The 26,901-nt window shown below is 71.9% G+C and carries 22 protein-coding genes; 14 read left to right on the plus strand and 8 right to left on the minus strand.

The features are described 5' to 3' along the window. Positions 1 to 30: 30 nt before the first annotated feature. The 9 genes from OG542_RS32305 (at position 31) to OG542_RS32345 (ending at position 13,276) form a co-directional block, all read left to right on the plus strand. Complete coding sequence (locus tag OG542_RS32305; protein WP_328415449.1) at positions 31 to 2,274, plus strand: molybdopterin oxidoreductase family protein; 2,244 nt, start codon at positions 31 to 33, stop codon at positions 2,272 to 2,274. 135 nt (positions 2,275 to 2,409) lie between these two features. Continuing rightward, positions 2,410 to 3,840, plus strand: a complete 1,431-nt coding sequence (locus tag OG542_RS32310; protein ID WP_311124850.1) for a CitMHS family transporter — start codon at positions 2,410 to 2,412, stop codon at positions 3,838 to 3,840. Between the two features lie 28 nt (positions 3,841 to 3,868). Further along, complete coding sequence (locus OG542_RS32315) at positions 3,869 to 5,110, plus strand: MFS transporter (RefSeq protein WP_311124849.1); 1,242 nt, start codon at positions 3,869 to 3,871, stop codon at positions 5,108 to 5,110. 93 nt (positions 5,111 to 5,203) lie between these two features. Then, positions 5,204 to 5,788 carry a hypothetical protein gene (locus OG542_RS32320; RefSeq protein ID WP_184597550.1) on the plus strand — a complete coding sequence of 195 codons (585 nt, stop codon included), beginning with the start codon at positions 5,204 to 5,206 and terminating at the stop codon, positions 5,786 to 5,788. A 682-nt stretch (positions 5,789 to 6,470) separates the two neighbouring features. Continuing rightward, positions 6,471 to 7,571, plus strand: coding sequence for a class F sortase (locus OG542_RS32325; RefSeq protein WP_328415452.1), 1,101 nt, complete (start codon positions 6,471 to 6,473; stop codon positions 7,569 to 7,571). 182 nt (positions 7,572 to 7,753) lie between these two features. After that, positions 7,754 to 9,088: an ABC transporter ATP-binding protein gene (locus OG542_RS32330; protein ID WP_328415454.1), complete on the plus strand. Its 1,335-nt coding sequence runs from the start codon at positions 7,754 to 7,756 to the stop codon at positions 9,086 to 9,088. Between the two features lie 130 nt (positions 9,089 to 9,218). Beyond that, positions 9,219 to 10,607, plus strand: a complete 1,389-nt coding sequence (locus tag OG542_RS32335) for an aldehyde dehydrogenase family protein (RefSeq protein ID WP_328415456.1) — start codon at positions 9,219 to 9,221, stop codon at positions 10,605 to 10,607. 19 nt (positions 10,608 to 10,626) lie between these two features. Beyond that, entirely contained in the window at positions 10,627 to 11,709 is a 1,083-nt protein-coding gene (locus OG542_RS32340) for a Zn-dependent alcohol dehydrogenase (RefSeq protein WP_311124845.1), read from the plus strand. Positions 11,710 to 11,899: 190 nt separating this feature from the next. Continuing rightward, the gene (locus tag OG542_RS32345; RefSeq protein ID WP_311124844.1) at positions 11,900 to 13,276 is read left to right on the plus strand and encodes an MFS transporter; all 1,377 of its coding nucleotides are present in this window, start codon (positions 11,900 to 11,902) and stop codon (positions 13,274 to 13,276) included. Here the strand turns inward: OG542_RS32345 and OG542_RS32350 are convergent. From OG542_RS32350 to OG542_RS32360, 3 genes are all read right to left on the minus strand, one after another. Next, entirely contained in the window at positions 13,265 to 14,227 is a 963-nt protein-coding gene (locus OG542_RS32350; protein WP_408057807.1) for a DMT family transporter, read from the minus strand. The genes OG542_RS32345 and OG542_RS32350 overlap by 12 nt on opposite strands. Positions 14,228 to 14,333: 106 nt before the next feature. After that, positions 14,334 to 15,044 (minus strand): ArsR/SmtB family transcription factor, encoded by a 711-nt coding sequence (locus OG542_RS32355; protein ID WP_311124843.1) that lies wholly within the window; start codon positions 15,042 to 15,044, stop codon positions 14,334 to 14,336. A 72-nt stretch (positions 15,045 to 15,116) separates the two neighbouring features. After that, positions 15,117 to 15,758, minus strand: a complete 642-nt coding sequence (locus OG542_RS32360; protein WP_261683994.1) for a TetR/AcrR family transcriptional regulator — start codon at positions 15,756 to 15,758, stop codon at positions 15,117 to 15,119. A 93-nt stretch (positions 15,759 to 15,851) separates the two neighbouring features. On the opposite strand from OG542_RS32360, the gene OG542_RS32365 reads away from it, so the two are divergent. From OG542_RS32365 to OG542_RS32375, 3 genes are all read left to right on the plus strand, one after another. Further along, entirely contained in the window at positions 15,852 to 17,003 is a 1,152-nt protein-coding gene (locus OG542_RS32365) for an acyl-CoA dehydrogenase family protein (RefSeq protein WP_328415459.1), read from the plus strand. 59 nt (positions 17,004 to 17,062) lie between these two features. Then, positions 17,063 to 17,314 (plus strand): YiaA/YiaB family inner membrane protein, encoded by a 252-nt coding sequence (locus tag OG542_RS32370; protein WP_193480371.1) that lies wholly within the window; start codon positions 17,063 to 17,065, stop codon positions 17,312 to 17,314. A 70-nt stretch (positions 17,315 to 17,384) separates the two neighbouring features. Next, positions 17,385 to 18,029 (plus strand): TetR/AcrR family transcriptional regulator, encoded by a 645-nt coding sequence (locus OG542_RS32375; protein WP_193480370.1) that lies wholly within the window; start codon positions 17,385 to 17,387, stop codon positions 18,027 to 18,029. Here OG542_RS32375 and OG542_RS32380 read toward each other — a convergent pair. Further along, positions 18,020 to 18,481, minus strand: a complete 462-nt coding sequence (locus OG542_RS32380) for a MaoC family dehydratase (protein WP_189726631.1) — start codon at positions 18,479 to 18,481, stop codon at positions 18,020 to 18,022. The two genes, OG542_RS32375 and OG542_RS32380, sit on opposite strands and share 10 nt — an antisense overlap. A gap of 101 nt (positions 18,482 to 18,582) precedes the next feature. On the opposite strand from OG542_RS32380, the gene soxR reads away from it, so the two are divergent. Beyond that, complete coding sequence (gene soxR, locus OG542_RS32385) at positions 18,583 to 19,047, plus strand: redox-sensitive transcriptional activator SoxR (protein ID WP_193480369.1); 465 nt, start codon at positions 18,583 to 18,585, stop codon at positions 19,045 to 19,047. Between the two features lie 294 nt (positions 19,048 to 19,341). On the opposite strand, the gene OG542_RS32390 is transcribed toward soxR, so the two are convergent. Then, positions 19,342 to 20,058, minus strand: a complete 717-nt coding sequence (locus OG542_RS32390; RefSeq protein WP_328415461.1) for a 3-keto-5-aminohexanoate cleavage protein — start codon at positions 20,056 to 20,058, stop codon at positions 19,342 to 19,344. A 93-nt stretch (positions 20,059 to 20,151) separates the two neighbouring features. Beyond that, entirely contained in the window at positions 20,152 to 20,757 is a 606-nt protein-coding gene (locus tag OG542_RS32395) for a hypothetical protein (protein ID WP_193480367.1), read from the minus strand. A 261-nt stretch (positions 20,758 to 21,018) separates the two neighbouring features. Between OG542_RS32395 and OG542_RS32400 the strand changes: the two genes are divergently transcribed. After that, positions 21,019 to 23,817 carry a penicillin acylase family protein gene (locus OG542_RS32400; RefSeq protein ID WP_328415464.1) on the plus strand — a complete coding sequence of 933 codons (2,799 nt, stop codon included), beginning with the start codon at positions 21,019 to 21,021 and terminating at the stop codon, positions 23,815 to 23,817. Positions 23,818 to 23,845: 28 nt separating this feature from the next. On the opposite strand, the gene OG542_RS32405 is transcribed toward OG542_RS32400, so the two are convergent. After that, the gene (locus OG542_RS32405) at positions 23,846 to 25,162 is read right to left on the minus strand and encodes a serine-threonine protein kinase (RefSeq protein WP_328415466.1); all 1,317 of its coding nucleotides are present in this window, start codon (positions 25,160 to 25,162) and stop codon (positions 23,846 to 23,848) included. A 317-nt stretch (positions 25,163 to 25,479) separates the two neighbouring features. Continuing rightward, a complete protein-coding gene (locus OG542_RS32410) occupies positions 25,480 to 26,715 on the minus strand; it encodes an exo-beta-N-acetylmuramidase NamZ family protein (protein ID WP_328415468.1) in 1,236 nt (411 codons plus the stop codon). Between the last annotated feature and the right edge of the window lie 186 nt (positions 26,716 to 26,901).

A 26,901-nucleotide genomic window follows, 5' to 3' on the forward strand; every position in this document is an offset into this window, starting at 1 on the left:
TCGCCGTAGCCGCCGTCCCCTGGAGGACCCGTGTCCCGCACCGCCCTGCGTATCTGTCCCCTGTGCGAGGCCACCTGCGGCCTGACCCTCACCATCGAGGGGACGCGCGTCACCCATGCCCGCGGTGACCGCGACGACGTGTTCAGCGAGGGGTTCGTCTGCCCCAAGGGCGCCTCCTTCGGCGCCGTCGACTCCGACCCCGACCGGCTGCGCACCCCGCTGGTGCGCAGGGACGGCGAGCTGCGCGAGGCCACCTGGGAGGAGGCCTTCGACGCCGTCGCCGCCGGTATCCGGCCGGTCGTCGAGCGGTACGGCCCGAACTCCGTCGGTGTCGTCCTCGGCAACCCCAACGTGCACACCATGGCCGGCGCCCTCTACCCGACGGTGCTGCTCGCCGGACTCGGCACCCGCAGCGTCTTCACCGCCTCCACGGTCGACCAGATGCCCAAGCACGTCTCCAGCGGACTGCTCTACGGCGACGCGAACGCCATCCCCGTGCCCGACCTCGACCACACCGACCATCTGCTCCTCATCGGCGCCAACCCGCTGGAGTCCAACGGCAGTCTGTGCACCGCCCCCGACTTCCCGGGCAAGCTCAGGGCGCTCAAGGCGCGTGGCGGCACCCTCGTCGTGATCGACCCGCGGCGCACCCGGACCGCCAGGCTCGCCGACCGGCACATCGCCGTGCGGCCCGGCACCGACGCGCTGCTGCTGGCGGCGATGGCGCAGGTGCTCTACTCCGAGGGCCTCGTCGAGCCGACTCCGCACGTCCAGGGTGTCGAGGAACTGGCCGACGCCCTGCGGGAGTTCACCCCCGAAGCCGTGGCCCCGGCCTGTGACGTCGACGCCGGCCTCATCCGCACCCTCGCCCGCGAACTCGCCGCCGCCCCCACCGCCGCCGTATACGGCCGCATCGGCAGCTGCACCGTCCCGCACGGCACCCTGGCCAGCTGGCTCGTCGACGTCCTGAACATCCTCACCGGCAACCTCGACCGGCCGGGCGGCGCGCTCTTCCCGCAGGCCGCCACCGACAAGACCCCGCGCCCGGCCGGACCCGGCCGCGGCTTCGCCCTCGGGCGCTGGCACTCCCGGGTGAGCCGGCACCCCGAAGCGAAGGGCGAACTGCCCCTCTCGGCTCTCGCCGAGGAGATCGACACCGCCACCGAGGAAGGCGAGCCGGTCCGCGCGATCGTCGCCGTCGCCGCCAACCCCGTGCTCTCCGCGCCCGACGGTGACCGGCTCGACAAGGCGCTCGACTCGCTCGACTTCATGGTCAGCGTCGACCCCTACCTCAACGAGACCTCACGCCACGCCCATGTGGTGCTGCCCCCGCCCCCGCCCTCCCGGAGCCCGCACCACGACTTCGCCTTCAACACCCTCGCCGTGCGCAACCAGGTCCGCTACACCCGCCCCGCGATCCCGCTCGAGCCGGGCCGCATGGCGGAGACGGAGATCCTGGCCCGGCTGATCCTCGCCGTGACGGGCATGCACGGGGCCGACCCCGCCGCCGTCGACCAGATGGTCATCGACCAGACCCTCGGCAAGGCCGTCAAGGAACCGCACTCGCCGGTCCACGGCCGCGATCCCCGCGAACTCGCCGACGGGCTCCACGGCGACACCGGCCCCGAACGACGGCTGGACATGATGCTGCGCCTCGGCCCCTACGGCGACGGCTTCGGCGTACGGCCGGACGGGCTGACCCTGGAGAAGCTGCTCGCACATCCGCACGGCATCGACCTCGGCCCGCTGCGGTCCCGGCTCCCGCAGCCGCTGAAGACCCGCAGCGGCCGGGTGGAGCTGCTGCCGGGACCGATCGCTGCGGACCTGCCCCGCCTGCGCGCGGCCCTGGCCGAACGCCCCGAGGGGCTCGTCCTGGTCGGCCGCCGTCATCTGCGCTCCAACAACAGCTGGATGCACAACGTGCCCGCCCTCACCGGCGGCTCCAACCGCTGCACCCTGCACATCCACCCCGAGGACGCCGAACGGCTGGGCGTGATGGACGGGGCGCCGGTACGGGTGAAGGGCGCCGGGGGAGAGGTGACCGCACCGGCCGAGGTCACGGACGCCGTCCGCAGGGGCGTGGTGAGCCTGCCGCACGGCTGGGGCCACGACCGGCCCGGCACCCGCCTCAGCCACGCCTCGACCGACCCCGGCGTCAACGTCAACCAGCTTCTCGACGGCCGTCTGCTCGACCCGCTGTCGGGCAACGCGGTCCTCAACGGAGTGCCCGTCGAATGCGCCCCGGCGGCCGAAAAGCTCATGCCTCTGACCTGAGCAAAGCTGTGACCAGCAGTTTTGCGCTTATTGCTCGCACGTCAACGTCTTGTTAACGCTGCTTGACGGGACCTAACGTCTCGGGAACCGCCGGCCCTGGTGGAATGTTCAAGGGCGAACGTTAGGTACCCACTCATGCTGACCATCCTCGGCTTCGCCATGATCGCGACCTTCCTGGTCCTGATCATGATGAAGAAGATGTCGCCGATCGCGGCGCTCGTGCTGATTCCCGCTCTCTTCTGCGTGTTCGTCGGCAAGGGCGCCAAGCTCGGCGACTACGTCCTCGACGGCGTGACAGACCTCGCCCCCACCGCGGCGATGCTCATGTTCGCGATCGTCTACTTCGGTGTGATGATCGACGTCGGTCTCTTCGACCCGATCGTCCGCGGGATCCTCAAATTCTGTAAAGCGGACCCGATGCGGATCGTCGTGGGCACCGCCCTGCTCGCGGCGATCGTCTCGCTGGACGGCGACGGCTCCACGACCTTCATGATCACCGTCTCGGCGATGTACCCGCTGTACAAGCGCCTGAAGATGAGCCTGGTCGTGATGACCGGTGTCGCCGCGATGGCCAACGGCGTGATGAACACCCTCCCCTGGGGCGGCCCGACCGCCCGCGCCGCGACCGCGCTCAAGCTCGACGCCAGCGAGATCTTCGTCCCGATGATCCCGGCGCTCCTGGTGGGTCTGCTCTTCGTCTTCGGCCTTTCCTACGTGCTCGGTGTGCGTGAGCGCCGCCGGCTGGGCGTGCTGACGCTGGACGAGGTGCTGGACGAGGAGAAGGAGACCGAGACGGTCCTCGTGGGCTCCGGCGGCTCCGGCGACGGCAAGGTCTCCATGCGCAAGGGCGGTGGCACGGGCTCCGGCGCCGACGCGGGCTCCGGCAGTGGCGCCGACGCCGAGGACGACACCGAGGACGACGGCTTCCAGGGCCTCGACCCGAACCGGGCCACCCTGCGCCCCAAGCTCTACTGGTTCAACGCGCTGCTCACGGTCGCGCTGCTCACCGCCATGATCATGGAGTGGCTGCCGATCCCGGTGCTGTTCCTGATCGGCGCCGCGCTGGTCCTCACCGTGAACTTCCCGCACATCCCCGACCAGAAGGCCCGCCTGGCCGCCCACGCCGACAACGTCCTGAACGTCTCCGGCATGGTCTTCGCCGCCGCCGTCTTCACCGGCGTCCTCCAGGGCACCGGCATGGTCGACAACATGGCCAAGTGGATGGTGGACGTCATCCCCGCGGGCATGGGTCCGCACATGGCCATCGTCACCGGTGTGCTGAGCCTGCCGCTGACGTACTTCATGTCGAACGACGGCTTCTACTTCGGTGTCCTTCCCGTCCTCGCCGAGGCCGGTGCCGCGCACGGCGTTTCTCCGGTGGAGATGGCCCGCGCCTCGCTGGTCGGCCAGCCGCTGCACATGTCGAGCCCGCTCGTCCCGGCCGTCTACGTCCTGGTCGGCATGGCCAAGGTGGAGTTCGGCGACCACACCAAGTTCGTCGTGAAGTGGGCCGCCCTCACCTGCCTGGTCATCCTCGGGGCGGGCATCCTGTTCGGGATCATCTGACCTTGTCCGACCCCCGTGGGAGAACATCATGAGGTCCGGTGGGAACCGCGGCTGGCTGCTCCGCCTCGTCATCGCCTTCAGCTTCGCGCAGGCGGCGGTGTCGATGGCGCGGCCCGCCGTCTCCTACCGGGCCCTCGCGCTGGGAGCGGACGAACGCGCGGTCGGTGTGATCGCCGGTGTGTACGCGCTGCTGCCGCTGTTCGCCGCCGTCCCCCTGGGCCGCCGTACCGACCACGGCCGCTGCGCGCCCCTGCTGCCCTTCGGCGTGGTCCTCATATCCGGCGGCTGCGCCCTCAGCGGCGTCGCCGGATCCCTGGGGACGATGGCCCTGTGGAGCGGGGTGATGGGCCTCGGCCACCTCTGCTTCGTCATCGGCTCCCAGTCCCTGGTCGCCCGCCAGTCCGCGCCGCACGAGCAGGACCGCAACTTCGGCCACTTCACCATCGGCGCCGCGCTCGGCCAGCTGGTCGGCCCCGTCGCGGCGGGCGCGCTGATCGGCGGCGAGGACATGGCGCGCACCAGCGCGCTCGCCCTGATCGTGGCGGGCGGGACCGCGGCGGTCGCGTTCACCTCGCTGTGGCGCATCGAGCACCGACGCACGGCAGCCACGTCCCGCACGGACAAGGGCGACCGCGTCCCGGTCCGGAGCATCTTGCGCACCCGGGGCGTGCCGGCCGGCATCCTCATCAGCCTCGCCGTGCTGTCCGCGACCGACATCCTCACCGCCTACCTCCCGGTGGTCGGCGAGCACCGGGGCATCGCGCCGTCCGTGATCGGCGTCCTGCTCAGCCTGCGCGCGGCGGCCACCATCGCCTGCCGCCTGGTGCTGACGCCCCTGCTGCGGCTGCTCGGCCGGACCATGCTGCTCACCGTGACGTGTCTGCTGGCGGCCCTGCTGTGCGCGGGCATCGCCCTGCCGGTGCCGGTGTGGGCGCTCGGTCTGCTGCTCGTACTGCTCGGCTTCTGCCTGGGCGTCGGGCAGCCGCTGTCCATGACGACGGTCGTCCAGGCCGCACCCGACGAGGCCCGTTCCACGGCCCTCGCCCTGCGTCTGACCGGCAACCGGCTGGGCCAGGTCGCCGCGCCCGCCGCGGCCGGGCTGATCGCCGGGGTCGCGGGGGTGGCGGCGCCGTTCGTGATGCTGGGGGTGCTGTTGCTGATGTCGTCGGGGGTCGCGGTGCGGTCGCCGCGGGAGCCGGACGAGGCAGGCGGAGAGGATCCCGAACCACGCCGGAACGGGATGCCGTTGGGCCGGAAGAGCGACATCTGACGCGTCGTGGGCGCTGCTCCGGCGTTTCCGGGTGACATGTGGCAGATAGTCAGGTGACGAGGTGTTTGTATGAAAATCATCTGACTTGGAGGCATGTTCATGCCCGTCGTACCCCTCGCACGCCGTGCCGGCACCCGCACCGCCGTCCTCGCTGCTCTCACTCTCGCCGGGACCACCCTGAGCGGGGTGCTGCCCGCTGTCGCCGCTCCGGGGGACAACGGGGATGTCAAGATCCACGCCACCGAGACGGCCGCCGGCGATCGGCGCAACGATCCGAAGGTCTGCGACTTCTATCTCGCCGCGTTCGACTTCGAGGCGGGCGAGACGGTCAACTGGACCATCCAGGCGCTGCCCGAGGTGCCGGCCAAGAGCGGCTCGGTCACCCTCGACGCGGCCGGAGCGGGCCGCTCCCCGCTCGTCGACCTGCCCAACGGGCAGTACAAGCTGACGTGGCTCACCGACCGTGCTCACGGCGCGGGCAAGTTCAAGGTGTTCCAGGTCGCTTGCCCGGACTCCAAGGCCACCATCACCCCGAACGGCGGTGCGCCGGCGGGTGGTGGTGGCATCGCCCGTGCCGAGGCCTTCACCCCGGTCGCCGGCGCCGCCGCCGTCGGCCTGGCCGCCGTCGCCGGAGCGGTCTGGTTCCGCCTCCGCCGCCGCCCTGATGGCGCGGCGTAGGACACCTTCCGCGTATCGCGCCGCTCCTGTGGGGCGGCGCGAGTCCGGGGTGGGCGGTGGTGCGGGTTCGGTGGGGCGGGGCGGGGGTGGATCTGGAGCTGCCCCCGGGGTTCGGCGTGGGGGCGGGCCGGGGTCTGTGGCTGAGCCGGGGGGCCGGCGAGGGAGTGGGGTCGATACCGGTGGTGTCCCGGTGGGGTGGCGTGGGGTTGGTTCCGGTTCCGACGATGTCCCGGTGTGGTGGCGTCAGGCCGGTTCGGGTTCTGACGGTGGTTCGGTGGGGCGGCGTGGGGCTGGTTCGGGTTCTGACGGTGGTTCGGTGGGGCGGCGTGGGGCTGGTTCGGGTTCTGACGGTGGTTCGGTGGGGCGGCGTGGGGGTGGTTTCCGTTCGGATGGCGCTCCGGTGGGGCGGCGTGGGGGCGGGGCGGGCGATGGTGCGGGCTCGGTGGGGCGGCGGCGTGGGGCTGGGGCTGCGGCTGAGCCGGGGGTTCGGCGTGCGGTCGGAGCCGGTTCTGGTGCTGGTCCGGTGGGGCGGCGTGGGGCTGGGGCGGGGGCTGGGGCCGCCTCGGTGGCTCGGCGTGGGGGCGGGCCTGGGTCCGTTGCCACGTCGGGGGTGCGGCGTGGGGCTGGTTCCGGATCCGTCGCCTCCTCTGCCCGGCGAGGGGCCGGGGCTGGTGCTGCCGCCATGCCAGTGGGCCGGCGAGGCGGCGGGGCGGGGGCCAGTGCCGAGCCGGGGGTTCGGCGTGGGGCCGGTGGCCGGAGTGAGGTCGGAGGCGGTCCCGCGGGGTGGCCCCGGCGGTCGCGCAGGCCCTGGTACCGGACGCGCGCCTACCGGCTGACGCGGACGATCGCGGTGGCCTTCTCGTTGCTGTTGCTCGGTGTCTGCTGGGACCCGGGCGACGAGGCCGGCCGAACCGTCACGGCTCTTCCGACCGGCTCCGCCGGAGCTGCCGCGGCCGCCCTGCCGAGCGACTTCGGCACCGCCCCGGCCCCCTCGGGCGAGGTCGATCCCACCCCTGCCCTGCCCGGGCGCTCCGCCGCGCCCCCTACCCTTCCGGGCGACTCCGCCACCCCCGCCCTTCCGGGCACCCCCTCAGGCTCCCCGGCCGCCCGGCCCGGCCCCTCCCGAGCCCCCGGCACGGCCCCCGGCACCGGCACGCCTCAGGCACCCGCATCCCGTACCGCCCCAGCCCAAGGGCCCGGCCCTCACCCCTCCAAACCCCGCACCGACAGCCGAACCGCCCCGCCCCAGCGCCCCACAGCCGGCACCCCCAACCCGGCCCGCACTCAACCCCCCACCCGCACCCAACCCCCTACCCTCCGCCCCCTGCCCCGCTCCCGAGCCACACGCCTCCTCATCCCTCACCTCCGTATCGACGCCCCGATCATGCCCCTGGGCCTCGACCGCGAACGCCGTCTCACCGCGCCCCCGGAGGACAACCCGAAACTGGTCGGCTGGTACCAGCACGGCGCCTCGCCCGGCGAGCAGGGCACCGCCGTGGCCGTCGGGCATCTCGACACGGACCGTGGTCCCGCCGTCTTCGCGGGGCTGACGGAGCTGAAGCGCGGCCGGGTCGTAGAGGCTCGCCGCGCCGACGGGCGGATCGCCGTCTACACGGTCGACGCGATCAAGTCGTACGAGAAGGCGCGATTCCCGAACCAGGAGGTGTACGGCGCCCGGGGCCGCCCCGAGTTGCGCCTGATCACCTGCGGCGGGGCCTACGACCGCAGGAAGGGCTACTCCGGGAACGTCGTGGTCTTCGCCCATCTCACCGCCATCCGCTGACGCCTTGACCGAATCAGGCCGTCCGCCTTCTCACCAGATGGACCGAAGCCCCCGATCCCGCCCGGTGTCTTCCCCTGGCCGCACACATTCCGTTAACTTCCGTGACCCACAGCCCCGTACGACCCGCACGGGGCTTCCGACTCGCGGAGCACCAGCGCCCTGAAGACCCCTCGGGGGCACTCATGACACGCGCCATCTCCCTGCACGACGTGAGCAAGGCCTACACGCGAGGCGCCCGCGTGGTGGACCGGCTGTCGCTGGACATCGCCCCGGGCGAGTTCCTCGTGCTGCTCGGCCCGTCCGGCTGCGGCAAATCGACCGTGCTCAGGATGATCGCCGGGCTGGAGGAGATCGACGAGGGCGAACTGCTGCTCGACGGTGAGTACGCCAACGACCTGCCGCCGTCCGGCCGGGACATGGCGATGGTCTTCCAGAACTTCGCCCTCTACCCGAACATGACCAGCCGGGCCAACATCGGCTTCCCGCTGCGCATCGAGGACCCCGGCACGGATCCCCGCCCGCGTGTCGACGCCACCGCCCGCATGCTGGGCATAGAGGACCTCCTCGACCGCCTGCCCGCCCAGCTCTCCGGCGGCGAACGCCAGCGGGTCGCCATGGGCCGGGCCATCGCCCGCCATCCCTCCGCGTTCCTGATGGACGAGCCGCTGTCCAACCTCGACGCCAAGCTCCGCACTCACCTGCGCGCCGAGATAACCCAGCTCACCGGGGAGTTGGGCGTCACCACGGTCTACGTCACCCACGACCAGGCCGAGGCCATGTCGCTCGGCGACCGGGTCGCCGTGCTGCGCGGCGGCGTGCTCCAGCAGGCCGACAGTCCGCGCGCGGTGTACGCGCTGCCCAGCAACGTCTTCGTCGCCGCGTTCATCGGCACCCCGCGCATCAACCTCCTGCGCGGCCTGGTGCGCGCCCCGCTGGACGGCGCGATGACCATCAGCCTGGGCAAGCAGTTCCTGCGCCTGCCCGAGCCGCTCTCCCTGGACCACCAGTTGCTGCGGGTCCAGCAGGGCCGCGAGGTCATCGTCGGCCTGCGCTCGGAAGCCGTCCGGATCGCCAAGCACTCCTCGGCCCGTCCCGGCGAGGTGCCGATCACCGGCCTGGTCGAGCATGTGGAGTTCCAGGGGCACGAGATCCTCGTCCACTTCAACACCGGCTCCAGCCCCGCCGTCGTCCCCGACCTGGAGGCCCCGCGCCCCCGTCCCGGCAGCCCCGCCCGGCGCCGCCGCCGCGAGGGCTCGGTGCTCACCCGGCTGCGGGAGCGGTCCGGAGCCGGGCGGGCCGGACCCGTGGTCGCCCTGGACCACTCCGAGGCCGCCGCCCCCGCCACCGCCGAACCCCGCCTGCCCGGGGACCTCATCGTCCGCACCACCCCGGACCTGGCCCTCCGCCACGGCATGCAGGTGCCGCTCCTCGTCGACCTCGCCCACCTCTTCGTCTTCGACCAGAACGGCGACCGCATCTGTCCGCACCCGGCGCGTCTGCCCGACCTGGGGGAGTGAGGAGCCGCACACCCGTGCAGGGCCCTCCCCGTGCTGTGATGACCAGGGTGACCGGGACGTCTGGCGTCAGAAAACTATCGCCGCTAGTTTATGTGCCGGACGACGACGCCCCGCCCCCGGAGGAAGCGCGATGAAGGCACACGACGGCATGTACATCGGGGGCGCCTGGCGCCCCGCCGCCGGCCAGGACGTGATCGAGGTCGTGAACCCGGTCGACGAGCAGGTCATCGGCACGGTCCCGGCGGGCACCGCCGAGGACGTCGACACCGCCGTACGGGCCGCCCGCGCCGCCCTCGGCGACTGGGCCGAGACCCCGCCCGCCGAGCGTGCGACGCGCCTGGCCGTCCTCCGGGACGTGCTCGTGGCCCGCGCGGACGAGATCGCCGAGACGGTCACGGCCGAACTCGGCTCGCCCCTGAAGTTCTCGCAGGCCGTCCACGCGGGCGTGCCGATCGCGGTCGCGGGCTCCTACGCCGAGCTGGCGGCGACGTACGCCTTCGAGGAGAAGACCGGCAACTCGGTCGTGCACCACGAGCCGGTCGGTGTCGTGGCCGCGATCACGCCCTGGAACTACCCCCTGCACCAGATCGTCGCCAAGGTCGCCCCGGCCCTCGCGGCGGGCTGCACGGTCGTCGTGAAGCCCGCCGAGGACACCCCGCTGGTCGCCCGTCTCTTCGCCGACGCCGTGCACGAGGCCGGCCTCCCGGCGGGCGTCTTCAACCTGGTCACCGGCCTCGGACCGGTCGCCGGCCAGGCCCTCGCCGAACACCCCGGCGTCGATCTGGTCTCCTTCACCGGCTCCACCGCCGTCGGCCGCCGGATCGCCGCGATCGCCGCCGGGCAGGTCAAGAAGGTCGCCCTCGAACTCGGCGGCAAGTCCGCCAACGTCATCCTCCCGACCGCCGACCTGGCCAAGGCGGTCAACGTCGGGGTCGCCAACGTCATGTCCAACTCCGGTCAGACATGCAGCGCCTGGACCCGCATGCTCGTCCACCGTGACCGGTACGACGAGGCGGTGGAACTCGCCGCGGCCGCCGCCACCAAGTACGGCGACCGCATCGGCCCCGTCGTCAACGCCAAGCAGCAGGCGCGGGTACGCGGCTACATCGAGAAGGGCGTCGCGGAAGGCGCCCGCCTGGTCGCCGGCGGCCCCGAAGCCCCGCGCGAGACGGGCTACTTCGTCAGCCCGACCGTCTTCGCCGACGTCACCGAGGACATGACCATCGCCCAGGAGGAGATCTTCGGCCCGGTCCTGTCGATCCTCCGCTACGACGACGAGGAGGACGCCCTGCGCATCGCCAATGGCACGGTCTACGGCCTGGCCGGCGCCGTCTGGGCCGGGGACGAGGCCGAGGCGGTGGCCTTCGCACGCCGGATGGAGACCGGCCAGGTCGACATCAACGGCGGCCGCTTCAACCCCCTCGCGCCCTTCGGCGGTTACAAGCAGTCGGGCGTCGGCCGCGAGCTCGGCGTGCACGGCCTCGCCGAGTACCTCCAGACCAAGTCCCTCCAGTTCTAGACAGGGAGTCCCTTCCGTCATGGCTGTCCGCGCCGCCGTCCTGCCCGCCATCGGCTCCCCGCTGGAGATCACCGGCATCGACCTGCCTGACCCCGGACCGGGCCAGGTCCGTGTCCGGCTCGCCGCCGCCGGGGTCTGCCACTCCGACCTGTCCCTGTCCGACGGCACCATGCGGGTGCCCGTCCCCGCCGTCCTCGGTCACGAGGGCGCCGGCACGGTCGTCGCCGTCGGCGAGGGCGTCACCCACGTCGCACCCGGCGACGGGGTCGTCCTCAACTGGGCCCCGTCCTGCGGCGCCTGCCACGCCTGCTCGCTCGGCGAGGTCTGGCTGTGCGCCAACGCCCTCAACGGCGCCGCCGACGTCTACGCCCGCACCACGGAGGGCGCCGACCTCCACCCCGGTCTGAACGTCGCCGCGTTCGCCGAGGAGACGGTCGTGTCCGCGGCCTGCGTCCTGCCCGTGCCTCAGGGCGTCCCGCTCACCGACGCGGCCCTGCTCGGCTGCGCCGTCCTCACCGGCTACGGCGCCGTCCACCACTCGGCCCAGGTCCGGCCGGGCGAGACGGTCGCGGTGTTCGGCGCCGGGGGAGTGGGCCTGGCCGCCCTCCAGGCGGCGCGGATCGCGGGCGCCTCGAAGATCGTCGCGGTGGACGTCTCCGCCGAGAAGGAGGAGCTGGCCCGGGCGGCCGGTGCCACCGACTACGTCATCGCCTCCGAGAACACCGCCCGCGAGATCCGCGCCCTCACCGGCAAACAGGGCGTCGACGTCGCCGTCGAGTGCGCCGGCCGCGCCGTCTCCATCCGTGCGGCCTGGGACTCCACCCGCCGCGGCGGCCGCACCACGGTCGTCGGCATCGGCGGCAAGGACCAGCAGGTCACCTTCAACGCCCTGGAGATCTTCCACTGGGGCCGGACCCTCGCCGGCTGCGTCTACGGCAACTCCAACCCCGCGGAGGACCTCCCGGTACTGGCCGAGCACGTCCGCGCGGGCCGCCTCGACCTGAGCGCGCTGGTGACGGAACGCATCGCCCTGGACGGCATCCCGGCAGCGTTCGACAACATGCTGGCGGGCAAGGGCGGCCGGGCCCTGGTCGTCTTCTAGCCCGGTTCTCCCGCACCCCGGCCTCCACGCGAGGCCGGGGCCTCAGGTGTGCCCGGACGCGTTGTCGGTGTCCCGTACAGGCAAAAGTCCTGGTGCGCGACCCGTTGACGTCCATACCGTCCGGTCAGTACGTTCCCGGAACCCGAACCACCCCCCGTTCCGTCCCCGCACTCACCGGAGCGTGCACCGCATGGACACGGCACCTTCCGCTCAGCCCGCCACCACCACCCCGGCCGCCGGCAACCGCCGCCGGGTAGCCACCGCGGCAGCGCTCGCCTCCGCCGTCGAGTGGTACGACTACTTCGTCTTCGGCATCGCCGCCGCCCTCGTCCTCGGCGATCTCTACTTCCCCGCGGGCAGCCCCACCGCCGGCGTCCTGGCCTCGTTCGCCACCTTCGCCGTCGGCTTCCTCGCCCGCCCCATCGGCGGCATCGTCGCCGGCCACCTCGGCGACAAGCGCGGCCGCAAGCCGATGCTGGTCCTCGCCCTCACGCTGATGGGCGTGGCCACCACCGGCATCGGCCTGCTGCCGACGTACGACACGATCGGCGTCGCGGCCCCGATCCTGCTGGTCCTGCTCCGCGTCGCCCAGGGCGTCGCCGTCGGCGCCCAGTGGGGCGGCGCGATGCTCCTGGCCACCGAGTACGCCCCGGAGGGCAAGCGCGGTGTCTACGGCAGCGTCGTCCAGCTCGGCGTCCCCATCGGCGTGGTGACCGCCAACACGGTCTTCCTCGTGGCCGGCGCGCTCACCACCGACTCGGCCTTCGCGGCCTGGGGCTGGCGTGTGCCGTTCCTGGTCGGCCTGCTGGTCCTCGCCCTCGCCTGGTACATCCACACCCGGGTCGAGGAGACCCCGGCGTTCCGGGAGGCCGAACGCGCGCTCGCGGAGAAGGAGAAGACCGAGCAGAGCTCGCCGCTGCGCACGATCCTGCGCGGTCACCTCGGCACGGTGCTCCTCGCCGGCGGCTCCTTCGCCGTGAACACCGCGACCTTCTACATCCTGATCACCGGCGTCCTCGACTACACGACCCGCGAGCTGGACATGAAGAAGAGCGCGGTGCTCACCGTCTCGCTCTGCGTCAGCCTCACCCAGCTCGTGCTGATCCCGGCCGCCGCCGCGCTCTCCGACCGCGTCGGACGCATCCGGATCTACGCCCTCGGAGCTGTGGGCATCGCGCTGTGGGCCGTACCGCTCTTCCTGCTGATCGACACCGGCTCGCTGCTCTGGCTCGCGGTCGGCACGTTCGTCGCCAGCTGCTTCCTGAGCATCATGTACGGCCCCCAGGCCGCCCTGTTCGCCGAGCTGTTCACGCCCGAGATGCGCTACACCGGCGCCTCCCTCGGCTACCAGATCGCGGCCGTCGCCGGCGGCGGGCTCGCACCCTTCGTCATGGTGCTGCTGCTGGAGGCGACAGGCACCTCGATGGCCGTGTCCGGCTACATCATCGTGCTCTCGGTGATCGCGCTGGTCTCGATCAAGGTCCTCGCGGACCGGGCGCGTGCGGCCGAATCGTCCGAATCGGAGGCCGAGCCGGAGACCAAGTCCGCGACCGAGTCAGCGGGCTGAGTCCGCGGCCTCCTCGGGCCGGGGCTCCGGAGCCGCTCCCGGAGCCCCGGCCCGAGCCGTCCGCGACCGCGAGCGGGACACCGCGACACCCGCCAGGCACAGCGCGCCGCCGACCAGGGTCAGCAGCCCCGGCACCTCGCCGAGGAACAGCCAGGACATCAGGACGACCAGCGCGGGTGCCGCGTACGTCGTCGCGCCCATCTTGCTCGCGGTCGTCCGGGACAGGGCGTACGCCCACGTCGTGAAGGCGAGGGCGGTCGGGAAGATGCCCAGGTACACCATGTTGAGCGTCGCGGAGGCCGGCGCGTCGGCGGCCTCCTGGACGAGCTGCCCGGCGAACGGCAGACACAGCACCGCGCCGACCAGGCACCCGAACGTCGTCACCTGCAAGGGACTCGCCGTGCCCAATGCCGGCTTCTGCGCCACGACACCACCCGCGTACGCGACCGCCGCCAGCAGGCACAGCACCACCCCGAGCACCGAGGATCCGCCCTCACCCGACATCGAGAGACCCACTGTCACCGCGCCGGCGAACGACACCGCCATCCCCGCCAGCAGCCGCGGCGGCATCGCGTCCCCGAGCAGCCGGGCCCCGAGCAGCGCGATCAGGATCGGCCCGGTGTTCACGACCAGGGCGGCGGTACCCGCGTCGACCTGCTGCTCGCCCCAGTTGAGGGCGACCATGTAGAAGCCGAACCACAGCAGTCCCGATATCGCGATCCCGCGCCAGGCCGGGCGCGGCGGCCATCCCTCCCGCCGCAGCAGACAGATCACCCCCAGCGTCAGCGCCCCGGCCAGCAGCCGTCCGAGCGCCAGCGCGCCCGGCGAGTACGCGTCACCCGCGCTGCGGATCGAGACGAAGGCGGACGCCCACAGCACGACGGTGACCGCGGCCGCTCCGGCGGCCAGCAGCTCCGCCCGGCGGGCGGGAGGGGTGGGGGAGTTCATCATGCTCCAGAGGCTAGGAGGGATGGAGGGACGAACGCTCGCGGTTTTCGGACCGGGCGTCGATCCCTGCCGAGCGGTTTATCGGGGATTGTCCGGCCAGGCTTCGGGGTCAGCGCAGCGCCGCCGTCTCCACGCCCAGCAGATCGAGGAAGGCCTGTTCACCGGCCGCCGTCACCTTCACGGCCCGCTCGGAGCCGATGCGCACGCACCACCCCGTGTCCAGGGCGTGCCGGCACAGGGCTGCGCCCGCCACGCCCGCGAGATGGGGCCGGCGTTCGGTCCAGTCGAGGCAGGCACGCGCCAGGGGTCGCCGGCCACGCCGCTCGAGGCCGATACCGGCCGACGCGAACCAGGCCACGCCCGTGTCGGTGAGCGCGAACCCGGTCTCCTGCTGCAGCAGCCCGCGTGCCGTGAGCGCGTCGGTGACCGCGATGCCGAGCCGGCCCGCGAGATGGTCGTAACAGGTGCGGCCCCGGGCCATCGCCGAACCGGCGCTCGACTCCCGCAGGCTCCGCGGTCGTACGGCCGTGCCCGGCGCGACCTGCGCGGCCAGGTCCTCCACCAGCTGCGCGACCCGCGCGTCGGCCAGCCGGACGTACCGGTGCCGGCCCTGCCGCTCCTCGGCGAGCAGCCCGCCCGCGACGAGCCTGCTCAGGTGCTCGCTCAGCGTCGACGCGGCGACACCCGCGTGCCGCGCCAGCTCGCTCGCGGTCCAGGCCCGCCCGTCGAGCAGCGCCAGCAGGCACGCCGCCCGGGTCTCGTCCGCGAACAGCCCGGCGAGCCGTGCCAGGCCCGTGGCCCGCGGGTCCCTCGTCGTCATGGCCCCAGCATGGAACAAGGACCGTTCGGTCGCCGCCGAAGTGTCCCGTCGAAGTGTCCCGTCGAAGTGCGCCTACGCCGTCCGCCGCACCTGCTCGTACTGCCGTGCCAGCCCGTCCAGCAGGGCCGTCAGCCCCGTCTCGAAGGCCCGCTCGTCGATCTTCTCCTGCTGCTCGGCGAGGAGATGGGCCTGCTGGAGATGGGGGTAGTCGGCGGGGTCGTAGGCGCTCGCGTCGTCGACGAAGCCCCCGGCGAAGGAGCCGAGCGCGGAGCCCATCACGAAGTACCGCATCAGCGCGCCGATGGACGTGGCCTGCGCCGGCGGCCAGCCCGCGGCGACCATCGCGCCGTAGACGGCGTCCGCGAGGCGCAGCCCCGCCGGACGGCGGCCGGGGCCGCGGGCCAGCACCGGGACGATGTTCGGGTGGTCGCGCAGCGCGGCCCGGTAGGAGACGGCCCAGTCGTGCAGCGCGGTCCGCCAGTCGCGGCCGTCCTCGAACATCGTCAGATCCACCTGGCCGCTCACCGAGTCGGCGACCGCCTCCAGGATCTCGTCCTTGGTGCGGAAGTGGTTGTAGAGCGAGGGTCCGCTGACCCCGAGTTCGGCGGCCAGCCGGCGGGTGGAGACGGCCGCCAGGCCCTCCGCGTCCACGAGCGCGCGGGCCGTCTCGACGATCCGGTCGGTGCTGAGCAGGGGCTTGCGCGGTCGGGCCATGGCGCACATAGTAGGGCTGCGGACAGAAACTAGCAGTGCTAATTTAAAGGTCCGGCTTTCAATGACGTACGGCTTTCCCTGGGGTGACGTGTGGTGAACCTGGAACTCGGCGAGGAGCAGACCGCGGCCCGGCAGCTCGCGCGGGACTTCGTGGAGCGTGAGATCACCCCGAACGTCATCGACTGGGACCGCGCCGAGGAAGTCGACCGCGCGATCGTCAAGAAGCTCGGCGAGGTCGGCTTCCTGGGTCTGACGATCGACGAGGAGTACGGCGGCTCCGGCGGTGACCACCTCGCGTACTGCCTGGTCACGGAGGAGCTGGGCCGGGGCGACTCGTCCGTGCGCGGCATCGTCTCCGTCTCGCTGGGGCTCGTCGCCAAGACCGTCGCCGCCTGGGGGAGCGAGGAGCAGAGGCGCCGGTGGCTGCCGGGGCTCACGTCCGGCGAGGCGGTCGGCTGCTTCGGCCTGACCGAGCCGGGCACGGGCTCGGACGCGGGCAACCTCGCGACGCGGGCGGTACGGGACGGCGACGACTACGTCCTCAGCGGCACCAAGATGTTCATCACCAACGGCACCTGGGCCGATGTCGTCCTGCTCTTCGCCCGGTCCACGGACGCCCCGGGCCACAAGGGCGTCACCGCCTTCCTGGTTCCCACCGACACACCGGGCCTGACGCGCCGCACGATCCACGGCAAGCTGGGGCTGCGCGGCCAGGCCACGGCCGAGCTGGTGCTGGAGGATGTACGCGTGCCCGCCTCGGCGATGCTGGGGGAGGAGGGCAAGGGTTTCTCGATCGCCATGTCCGCCCTCGCCAAGGGGCGGATGTCGGTCGCCGCCGGCTGTGTCGGCATAGCGCAGGCCGCGCTGGACGCGGCGGTGCGGTACGCGGGCGAGCGCGAGCAGTTCGGGAAGCCCATCGCCCGGCATCAGCTCGTCCAGGAGCTGATCAGCGACATCGCCGTGGACGTCGACGCCGCCCGGCTGCTGACGTGGCGGGTCGCCGATCTGATCGACCGCGGACAGCCGTTCGCCGTCGAGTCGTCCAAGGCCAAGCTGTTCGCCTCGGAGGCGGCCGTCCGCGCCGCGAACAACGCGCTCCAGGTCTTCGGCGGGTACGGATACATCGACGAGTACCCGGCGGGCAAGCTGCTGCGGGACGCCCGCGTGATGACCCTCTATGAGGGCACCAGCCAGATCCAGAAGCTGGTCATCGGGCGTGCGCTTACGGGGGTTTCGGCGTTCTGAGTACCTTCTGAGTACGTCGGCGGATGTGGCACGGGCCACTTCGGCCGAAGCTTGCCCCCATGAGTGACACACCGGGCAAGCAGCAGAACACGGCCGCCTTCTACGGCCAGGCCGTCGCCTCCTTCGCGGTCGCCATGGCGGCCACCGCCATCGGCATCTACCAGCTGAGCGCCGACGCCTGGGTCCGGGGCTTCCTCGCCGTCGCCGTCCTGTACCTGGTCACCTCCGCCTTCACCCTGGCCAAGGTGATCCGGGACCGGCAGGAGGGGGCGGCGGCGACGCCCACGTACACCCCTTTCGAGAAGCGCTGAGCGACCGCACTAAGCGACCGCTCACCTTCGGCGGTATGGTGGTGGCCCTGCCAGTGGAGAGGGGCACGTGATGGGTACGGCGGAGGAGACGGCCGGCGGCGAGGCGCAGGCGTGGGGCGAGGTCACGCCCGACGCGGCGCGGCGGCTGCTGATCGCCGCGGTGGAGGCCTTCGCCGAGCGCGGGTACCACGCCACGACGACCCGTGACATCGCGGGTCGGGCGGGGATGAGCCCGGCCGCGCTCTACATCCACTACAAGACCAAGGAAGAGCTGCTGCACCGCATCAGCAGGATCGGGCACACGAAGGCCCTGGAGATCCTGCGGACGGCGTCCCGGCGCGAGGGCAGCGCCCGCGAGCGTCTGGCCGACGCGGTCGGCTCCTTCGTCCGCTGGCACGCCGGCGGACGCACCACGGCCCGGGTCGTCCAGTACGAGCTGGACTCGCTCGGGCCGGACGCCCGGGCCGAGATCCTCGCGCTGCGCCGGCAGTGCGACGACGAGGTGCACGGGGTCATCGAGGACGGCGTGGCGTCGGGCGAGTTCGACGTGCTCGACGTCAAGGGGACCACCCTCGCGGTGCTCTCCCTCTGCATCGACGTGGCCCGCTGGTTCAACGTCGACGGGCCGTGGACGCCGGACGAGGTCGGCGCGCTGTACGCCGACCTCGTGCTGCGGATGGTCGGGGCCGGGGAGCCGGCGCCGGCTCAGAAGTAGTAGCGCGCCACGGACTCGGCGACGCAGACGGGCTTGTCGCCGCCCTCGCGTTCCAGGGTGAAGGCGACGGTGACCTGGACACCGCCGGTCACGTCCTCGACGCCGGTGATCGTGGCCGTCGCGCGCAGCCGGGAACCGACCGGTACGGGCGCGGGGAAACGCACCTTGTTCGTCCCGTAGTTGACGCCCATCTTCACGCCCTCGACGGCGATCAGCTGCGGCCCGAAGAGGGGGAGCAGCGACAGGGTCAGATAGCCGTGCGCGATGGTCGTGCCGAAGGGGCCCGCGGCGGCCTTCTCCGGGTCGATGTGGATCCACTGGTGGTCACCGGTGGCGTCCGCGAAGAGGTCGATCCGCTTCTGGTCGATGTCGAGCCAGTCGGTGTACCCAAGCTGCTCGCCCACCGCCGACTTCAGGTCGTCGACGGACGTGAAGATCCTCGGCTGTGCCATGTCCCGGCCTCTCGCATGTCAGGGATGCTGTTTGTCTAAGCGACTGCTTAGCATGGTCGGGTGCGGGGGGTCGTGTCAACGGACTGGGTAGGGTTCGATGGGTGCCCCAGATTTCAGAGAAGATCCATGAGCTCACGGTCGGCCAGCTCGCGGCGCGGAGCGGCGCGGCCGTCTCCGCGTTGCACTTCTACGAGTCCAAGGGCCTGATCGGCAGTCGCCGAACCTCCGGCAACCAGCGCCGCTACTCGCGTGACACGCTCCGCCGGGTCGCCTTCATCAGGGCCGCGCAACGCGTCGGCATCCCGTTGGCGACGATCCGCGAGGCGTTGGCGGAACTCCCCGAGGAGCGGACGCCGACGAAGGAGGACTGGGCGCACCTCTCGGAAGCCTGGCGCTCCGAACTGGACGAACGCATCAAGCAGCTGAACCGCCTGCGCGACCACCTCACCGACTGCATCGGCTGCGGCTGCCTCTCCCTCGAAGGCTGCGTCCTCTCCAACCCGGACGACGCCTTCGGCGAACGCCGGGCGGGCTCCCGCCTGATGGTGGACAAGGGGCGCGCGTAGCGCCTGACGCCGGGTGGTGGGTCGGGGCCGTGCCGGGGGGTGTCCGTCCTCGGAACGGCGCGATGGGGTTGCGTACCGACTGACTGTTCGTTGACGCGCCAACCGCTGCGGGCGGACGCCCCCCGACACGTCCCCTTCTCGCCGTACGCGGGTGCGGGCGCGTCGTGGCTTACGCCATCCGCCCCAGCTGCGGGCATGCGTGCCGCTAGGGGCGGCACGGGTGGGCGCAGCGGCACCTCGTCGCGCCGAGCTGCGCACCCCCCGGCCCCAGCAGTAACGCCGAGTACCTGGCAGCTAACCCGCCCCGTACTCACCCAACCCCGCGACCACCAACTCCGCGTTGGACCCGGCCCGCCTCCCGTCCGGCAGCACCAGCACATCCTCCAGCCCGACCCGCGTAGCCACTCCCAACCGCCCCGCGAGTCGCAGCACAGGCCACGCACCCCCGTCCTCCCCGTGCAGCAGCACAGGACGGCCATGGGCAGAACCGATGTCGGACAGCAACGCCCGCGCAGACGAAACGGCACTCTCCGCATCCGCGTCCGTCACCTCGGCCAGCACCCGCAGAACCTTCGGCCCGAGCCGTGAGACGGCGAACCGCTCCGCCCCGTCCGTCCCCGACCAGATGCCGGCCTCAACCCCCACCCCGAGATCGATGAGCGCGGCGGCCACCTCCTCCGCCCCCGGCTCATGCCAGTTGACCGACGCATGATCGGGCAGCACGGTCCAGCCGCGGACGCGGTCCAGCCTGGCGGCAGGGTCCGGCTCCGCCCACGTCCCCGTCGTCACACCGACCGGCACCGACACCCGCGCCCGAATCGCCTCCAGCGTCACCGCGAGCACCCGCGGCGACAACGTGTCCCGCCCGCACGGTGTCTTGGGATGGACATGGATGTCCGTGGCCCCGGCCGCGACGGCCTCCGCCGCCGAATCGGCCATCGCCTCGGGCGACAGCGGCACCGCCGCACCGTCGGCCGCTCCCCGCGCCCCGTTCAGACACACCTGCACCATGTCCCGATGGTGCCACTCACCACTGACAGCCGGTCCCGGCGACGCCAGTGGGGGTGCGGCATCCCCGGCGCACCCCCCGCGCACCCGCGTTCGTCAAGCCGACATCAACAGCGGCCTCGCCCGCCTGGCGTACGCCAGGGACTCGGGCGTGAGCACGGGGCGCGGTACCAGGATTCCGCAGTCCGTGCAGACCGGACCCGCCGATGGTTCGTGGTCCAGGTCGTACTTCCAGGCGAGTTGCTCCCCGCCGCACACCGGGCACGCCGAGCCCGGTTCGCGCTCCAGCGCGGCGATCAGCCGGCGCAGCACCTCGGCCAGCGGTTCACGGGGATGGACCGCCGGATCGTCGCACCACGCCACGCCGAAACCGCCCCAGGTCAGCCGGTGCCAGTCGTCCACGGTGCCCGGCCGGCGCAGTCCGTCGTGCTTCTCCTTCTTGCGGCGCTCGGCGAACTCGACCTCGTAGGCCAGCCAGACCGCCCGCGCCTCCTCCAGTTCGTCCAGTGCGGCCACGAGCCGCACTGGATCGGGGGACCGGTCCTCGGGACCGAACCCTGCCCGGGAGCACAAATGGTCCCAGGTCGCCCTGTGCCCGTAAGGGGCGAACCTCTCAAGGCACTTGCGCAGCGAATAGCGCCGCAAAGCCAGATCGCACCGCGGATCGCGGACCTGTCTCGCCAGACTCCGGAAACCGGCCATCGTCCTGCACCTCCGTCACACCTGCACCTGTAATCCGGTCACTTCGGCGTCGTCGTACGGACGTCGCCGAATAGACGTATCGACAAGCGAATCGGCTCCATCCGATTTCAAATGCCCTCCATAAGCCGACCTAAGAGGCTCGCGAGTCGACTGCCGTGGTCCGTGTGCCTGTTGTGCTGACTCCAAGAAGTGACGCTTGTTCATCTTCAAAGCCGGGGATACCGGCGGTAACATCCGGCCACCCCCTCGCGAGGAGCCCCCATGCCACGGCGTACCCCACGCACCGTTCCCGGCAGAATGAGAACTCCCCGGGGAATCCCCGGGTTCCTGAAGACCGCTTCGGTATGCGCCCTGATCGCAGGACTTTTGTCGCCGCTCGCTCCGGCGGCCGCCGCGGAAACGCCGACCGGGCAGGCCGCGGCCGTGGCGAACGACTACTGCGGCAACCAGTGTTCGGACATCCTCCCGCCCGGCCAGAACGGCAACGCCACCCTCGCCCAGATCCTCCTCAACCAGGCCTTCGGCACCCAGCCCGAGCACGCCGAGGACCAGCTCGGGCCCTACGCGAATCTCGCCAAGGGCTACACCGGCCTCACCAACGACAAGATCAACAGCTTCTTCAACGACGCGTCCTTCGGAGTCCCGGCGGACCAGGTCGCCTCCACCGTCAAGCCCGCCGGGCGCGGCGACGTGACGATCGTCCGTGACAAGAAGACGGGCGTGCCGCACATCACCGGCACCACTCGGTACGGCACCGAGTTCGGAGCCGGCTACGCGGCCGCCCAGGACCGGCTGTGGCTGATGGACGTCTTCCGGCACGTCGGGCGCGGCCGGCTGACCGCCTTCGCCGGCGGCGCGCCCTCCAACCAGGGCCTGGAGCAGCAGTTCTGGCGGCACGCCCCGTACACCGAGGCCGATCTGCAGGCGCAGATCGACAACGCCGTCGCCACCAACGGCGAGCGCGGCAAGCAGGCCCTCGCCGACGCCACGGCCTATCTCGACGGCATCAACTCCTACATCGACGCCTCCGACAGCGGCCGCTACTTCCCCGGCGAGTACGTCCTCACCGGCCACAAGGACTCCGTCACCAACGCCGGGAAGATCGAGCACTTCAAGATCACCGATCTGGTCGCGCTGGCCTCGGTCATCGGCGCGCTCTTCGGTTCCGGCGGGGGCGGCGAGGTCAACAACGCGCTCTCGCTGCTCGCCGCCCAGGAGAAGTACGGCGTGGCGGAGGGCACCAAGGTCTGGGAGTCCTTCCGCGAGCGCAACGACCCGGAGGCCGTCCTCACCGTCCACGACGGCAGCTTCCCGTACGCGACCAAGCCCGACGACCCGCAGGGCACCGCACTGCCCGACGCCGGTTCCGTGGAGCCCGAGCCGCTCGTCCACGACCGCACCGGCAGCGCCACGGCCCCCAGTGCCACCGGTGCGTCCGGCGAGGCGGCCAAGACGGCCCTGTCGTCCGCCAAGCGCGGCATGTCCAACGCCCTCGTGGTCGGCGGCGAGCACACCGCCAGCGGCCACCCCGTCGCCGTGTTCGGCCCCCAGACCGGCTATTTCGCCCCGCAGCTGCTGCTGCTCCAGGAGATCCAGGGCCCGGGCATCAGCGCCCGCGGCGCCTCCTTCGCGGGCCTGAGCATGTACGTCGAACTCGGCCGCGGCCAGGACTACGCGTGGAGTGCCACGACCTCCGGACAGGACATCATCGACACCTACGCCGTCGAACTGTGCCAGGACGACTACCACTACCTGTACCGCGGCACCTGCACGCCGATGGAGAAGATCGAGCAGAAGAACGCCTGGAAGCCGACCACCGCCGACGGCACCGCGGCCGGCTCGTACACGATGCGCGTCTGGCGCACGAAGTACGGCCCCGTCGAGTACCGCGCGACGGTCGGCGGCAAGAAGGTCGCCTACACCACCCTGCGCTCGTCCTTCATGCACGAGGCCGACTCCATCATCGGCTTCCAGATGCTGAACGACCCCGGCTACGTCAAGGGCCCGGAGTCCTTCCAGAAGGCGGTGCAGCACATCAACTACACCTTCAACTGGTTCTACGCCGACTCCGAGCACACCGCGTACTACAACAGCGGCGACAACCCGGTGCGCGCGAACGGTGTCGACGCCGAGTTCCCGGCGTGGGCGCGGCCGGCGTACGAGTGGCGGGGCTGGGACCCGGTGACCAACACGGCCGACTACACCCCGCCCTCCGCCCACCCCCACTCGATCGACCAGGACTACTACATCTCCTGGAACAACAAGCAGGCCAAGGACTACACGACCGCGCCCTGGGGCAACGGGTCCGTGCACCGCGGCAACCTGCTGGAGGACCGGGTGAAGAAGCTGGTCCGGCAGGGCGGGGTGACCCGGGCCTCGCTGGTGAAGGCCATGGCCGACGCGGGAACGGCCGATCTGCGGGCGGAGGACGTCTTGCCCAAGCTGCTGAAGGTCGTCACAGGTTCGCCGGTCACCGACTCCGCCACAGCCGCCGCCGTCAGCAAGCTCCAGGCCTGGGTCGCGGCCGGCGGCAAGCGCACGGAGACCTCGGCCGGCTCCAAGAAGTACGCCGACGCCGACGCGATCCGCATCCTGGACGCCTGGTGGCCGCTGCTGGTCAAGGCCGAGTTCGAACCGGGCCTCGGCAGCGAGCTCTACGCGGCCATGACCGCGAACCTGCCCGTCGACGAGTCCCCGTCGGCCGGCCACGGCCCGACCGGCTCGCACGCCGGAAGCTCCTTCCAGTACGGCTGGTGGAGCTATGTCGACAAGGACATCCGGGGCGTGCTCGGCGAGCAGGTGCAGGGTCCGCTCGCCAGGAGGTACTGCGGCGACGGCAGCCTCGGTGCCTGCCGTGACACCCTCGTCAGCACCCTGAAGGAGGCGGCCGGCAAGACCGCTGCCCAGGTCTACCCCGGCGACGACCAGTGCTCGGCGGGCGACCAGTGGTGCGCGGACTCGGTCATCCACCGCACCCTCGGAGGCATCAAGCACGGCAAGATCAGCTGGCAGAACCGGCCGACCTACCAGCAGGTCGTGGAGTTCACCTCGCACCGGTGACGCAAGGGTCTCTGTGGCTGACGGCGGGTCAGCGGACGCGGCCCGCCGTCAGCACCAGCCGGGCCAGCTCCTCGTGCAGGATGTCGCTGTGGGCGCCGGCCGGCGGGCCGCCGCGTCTGACCACCGCCGACGCGTCGACGTTCACGCACCCCGAGCCGGGCAGTTTCGCCGTCAGGGCCTTGGCGAGGGTGTACGCGCGCGTGCCCGGCATCGCCTGCACCCCGCCGTAACCCATCGCGCCCCACTTCGCGCCCAGGGCCCGCCCGAGGTCGAGGCCTGCGACCGACCGGCTGTCGCCCGCCATGCGCGAGGCCAGCGGATACACCGTGCCGAGGGCCGTGTCGTGCCGGGAGTGGCAGCACACCAGGGGACCGTCGATGCGGTTCTGCTGCCCCTGGAGCACCCCTCCCGCTCGCGCGTCGTGCGGCAGCCGGGCCGCGAACGCGTAGTGCGAGAACGCCCCTTGGAGCAGCGTCACGGACTTCACCGTGCGCACGCCCTCGGGGAGCCCGCGCAGCGCGAACGACACCAGCCGCGCGCCGAAGCTGTGCCCCACGAGGTGCACACGCACGCCCGGCGCCGTCGCCGCGAGCTGCCCGACGACCCGGCCGAGACCGCGCTCACCGACGGTTCCCGCGCGCCGCTTCATCGCGTAGTACGTCGCCTGCCGCAGCAGTTCGTGCGCACCGTCCCAGGGGGTCGGGAGCCGGAAGCCCTGCTGCGCGTCGGACGCTTCGAGCTCCGCGAGCGCCCGCGCGAACTCGTCGCAGGCCGCCGCCGAGGATCCGGCGAACATCTCAGGCTCGCTCTGCGGCACCCCCTCCGCCACCGTGTCCGCCGCGAACAGCGCCTGCGGGCCGGGCGCCACCACCTCCACCAGCAGCCGCACCAGCCGCCCGAACTCCTCCAGCTCGGCCTCCTCCGGCGGCTGCTGCTCCAGCAGCCGCGCGATCTGGTCCACTAGGATCGCCCGGCCCGGGAAGGTCTCCAGCAACGCGTGCCGCGTGTCCTTGTCGAGGACGGGGCGCCTGGAGACGTCGGCCGCCACGGCCCGTGGCAGGTCCGGGATCGGTTCGTCGGAGAACCGCATCGCCGGCCACAGCACCCCGACGTACCCGACCCGGGCCGTCGGGGCCAGCCGCGGGACGGGTGCGAGGAAGCGGTCGTAGAGCCGGGTCGCGCCCGAGCGGTCGTTGTTCCAGCCGTGCGCGAAGACGATCAGGTCGCGCACCTTCCGTTCGCTCACCCCGGCGAGCAGCCGGTCCCGCTGGCGGCCCGCCGGGTCCCCGTCCGCGTCGAAGGTCAGCTCCCAGTAGGGAGTCACACTCATCGCCGGATCCGCCATGACAGGCCCCCTATGTCGTGTCCGCAAAGTCCCGGCGTCCGCCCGGAGGGCGGCCCCGCGGCGTCTGGTGCGTGCTCTCGGCGTGCCGGGTGGAGTCCCTCGTACTGGATGTACTTGGGAGTTCGCCCGGTGCGGCGAGTGGGGGCACCTCCCACGCCCTTGAGGCAGTGGGGGAGCGTGCCAGGCGTCGCGGGGCAGGCGGGACTTTGCGGACACGACCTTAGCCCCCGGGTGACGCCACGATCTGGGCGCATCGTCCTGCCAACGGGGGAGCTTGGCCATACGTCACGGGCTCATTGGGGGGTGGAATGCCGTGCTCAGCGGTAGACGAGGTACTCCCGCCGCATCCTCCGGAACGCCGCCAGTTCGCTCTGCCATCCCGCAACGACCTCGTCGGTGTCCGCGCCCGCGTCGATCATCGTGCGCACGCGCGTGGAGCCGGTGAGCTTGTCGATCCAGTTGTCCGGGCGCCAGGCGAAGCCGCTCCAGACCTGCCTGGCGGTCACGAGCAGGGCGATTCCCGTGCGTACGGGGTCGAACGCGGCCCGGTCGTGCACATGGACCTGTACGCCGCCGATGGTCTTGCCCTGGAACTTCGAGAAGGTGGGCGCGAAATACGCCTCCCTGAAGTTCGCGCCGGGCAGGCGGAGTTCGTTCGCCTCGGCCGCCCAGCGCCGGTCGATGCCCTCCGCGCCCAGCAGCTCGAACGGCCGGGTCGTGCCGCGCCCCTCCGACAGGTTCGTGCCCTCGAAGAGGCACGTGCCCGAGTACACCAGCGCCGTCTCCGGCGTCGGCATGTTCGGGCTCGGCGGCACCCAGGGCAGGCCGGAGGCGTCGTAGAACTCCGAGCGCTTCCAGCCCGACATCGGCACGGTCTCCAGCGGCACGGGGTCGTTCAGGAACTCGCCGTTGAACAGCCGCGCCAGCTCCGCGACGGTCATCCCGTGCGCCTGGGAGATGGGCTGCCGCCCGACGAACGTCGCGAACTCCTTGTGCAGCACGGGCCCCAGCGCCGCCCGCCCCGTCACCGGGTTGGGCCGGTCCAGGACCACGAACCGCTTGCCGGCGAGCTGTGCGGCCTCCATGCAGTCGTACAGCGTCCAGATGTACGTGTAGAAGCGGGCGCCGACGTCCTGGATGTCGAAGACGACCGTGTCCACACCGGACGCGGTGAAGATGTCGGCGAGGGGCCGGCCGCTCTTGAGGTACGTGTCGTAGACGGGCAGGCCGGTCGCGGGATCGTCGTAGCGGCCTTCGGAGCCGCCGGCCTGGGCGGTGCCCCGGAAGCCGTGCTCGGGGCCGAAGACGGCGGTGAGGCCGACGCGGTCGTCCTCGTGCATGACGTCGACGATGTGGCGGGCGTCGCGGGTGATGCCGGTGGGGTTGGTGACGATGCCGACCTTCTGGCCGTCGAGCAGGGTGTAGCCGTCGTGGGCGAGTCGTTCGAAGCCGGTGCGCAGGTGCCTGCGGCGCTGGGCGGCGGCTGCGGTGGAGGTGGCTGATACGGCTGCCGCCGTGGCGGTGGTGAGTACGGCTCGTCTGGAAGGGCGCATGCGGTGACCTCCTTGAGCGGGGGCGGTCGGCATGGGCACGGTATGCGCTTCCGCGGGCCGTGGGGAGGCTGCGGGCCGTCTGTGGCTTGTCGCGCCCACCGGCGGAGCCGCATACGGGTACAGCCCCGCGCCCCTTCGGGGGCGTTGCCGGTAGCCCCTTCCGTGGTACATACCGACCGGTTAGTC

It is taken from the genome of Streptomyces violaceus, from assembly GCF_036014075.1.
GTDB lineage: Bacteria > Actinomycetota > Actinomycetes > Streptomycetales > Streptomycetaceae > Streptomyces > Streptomyces violaceus.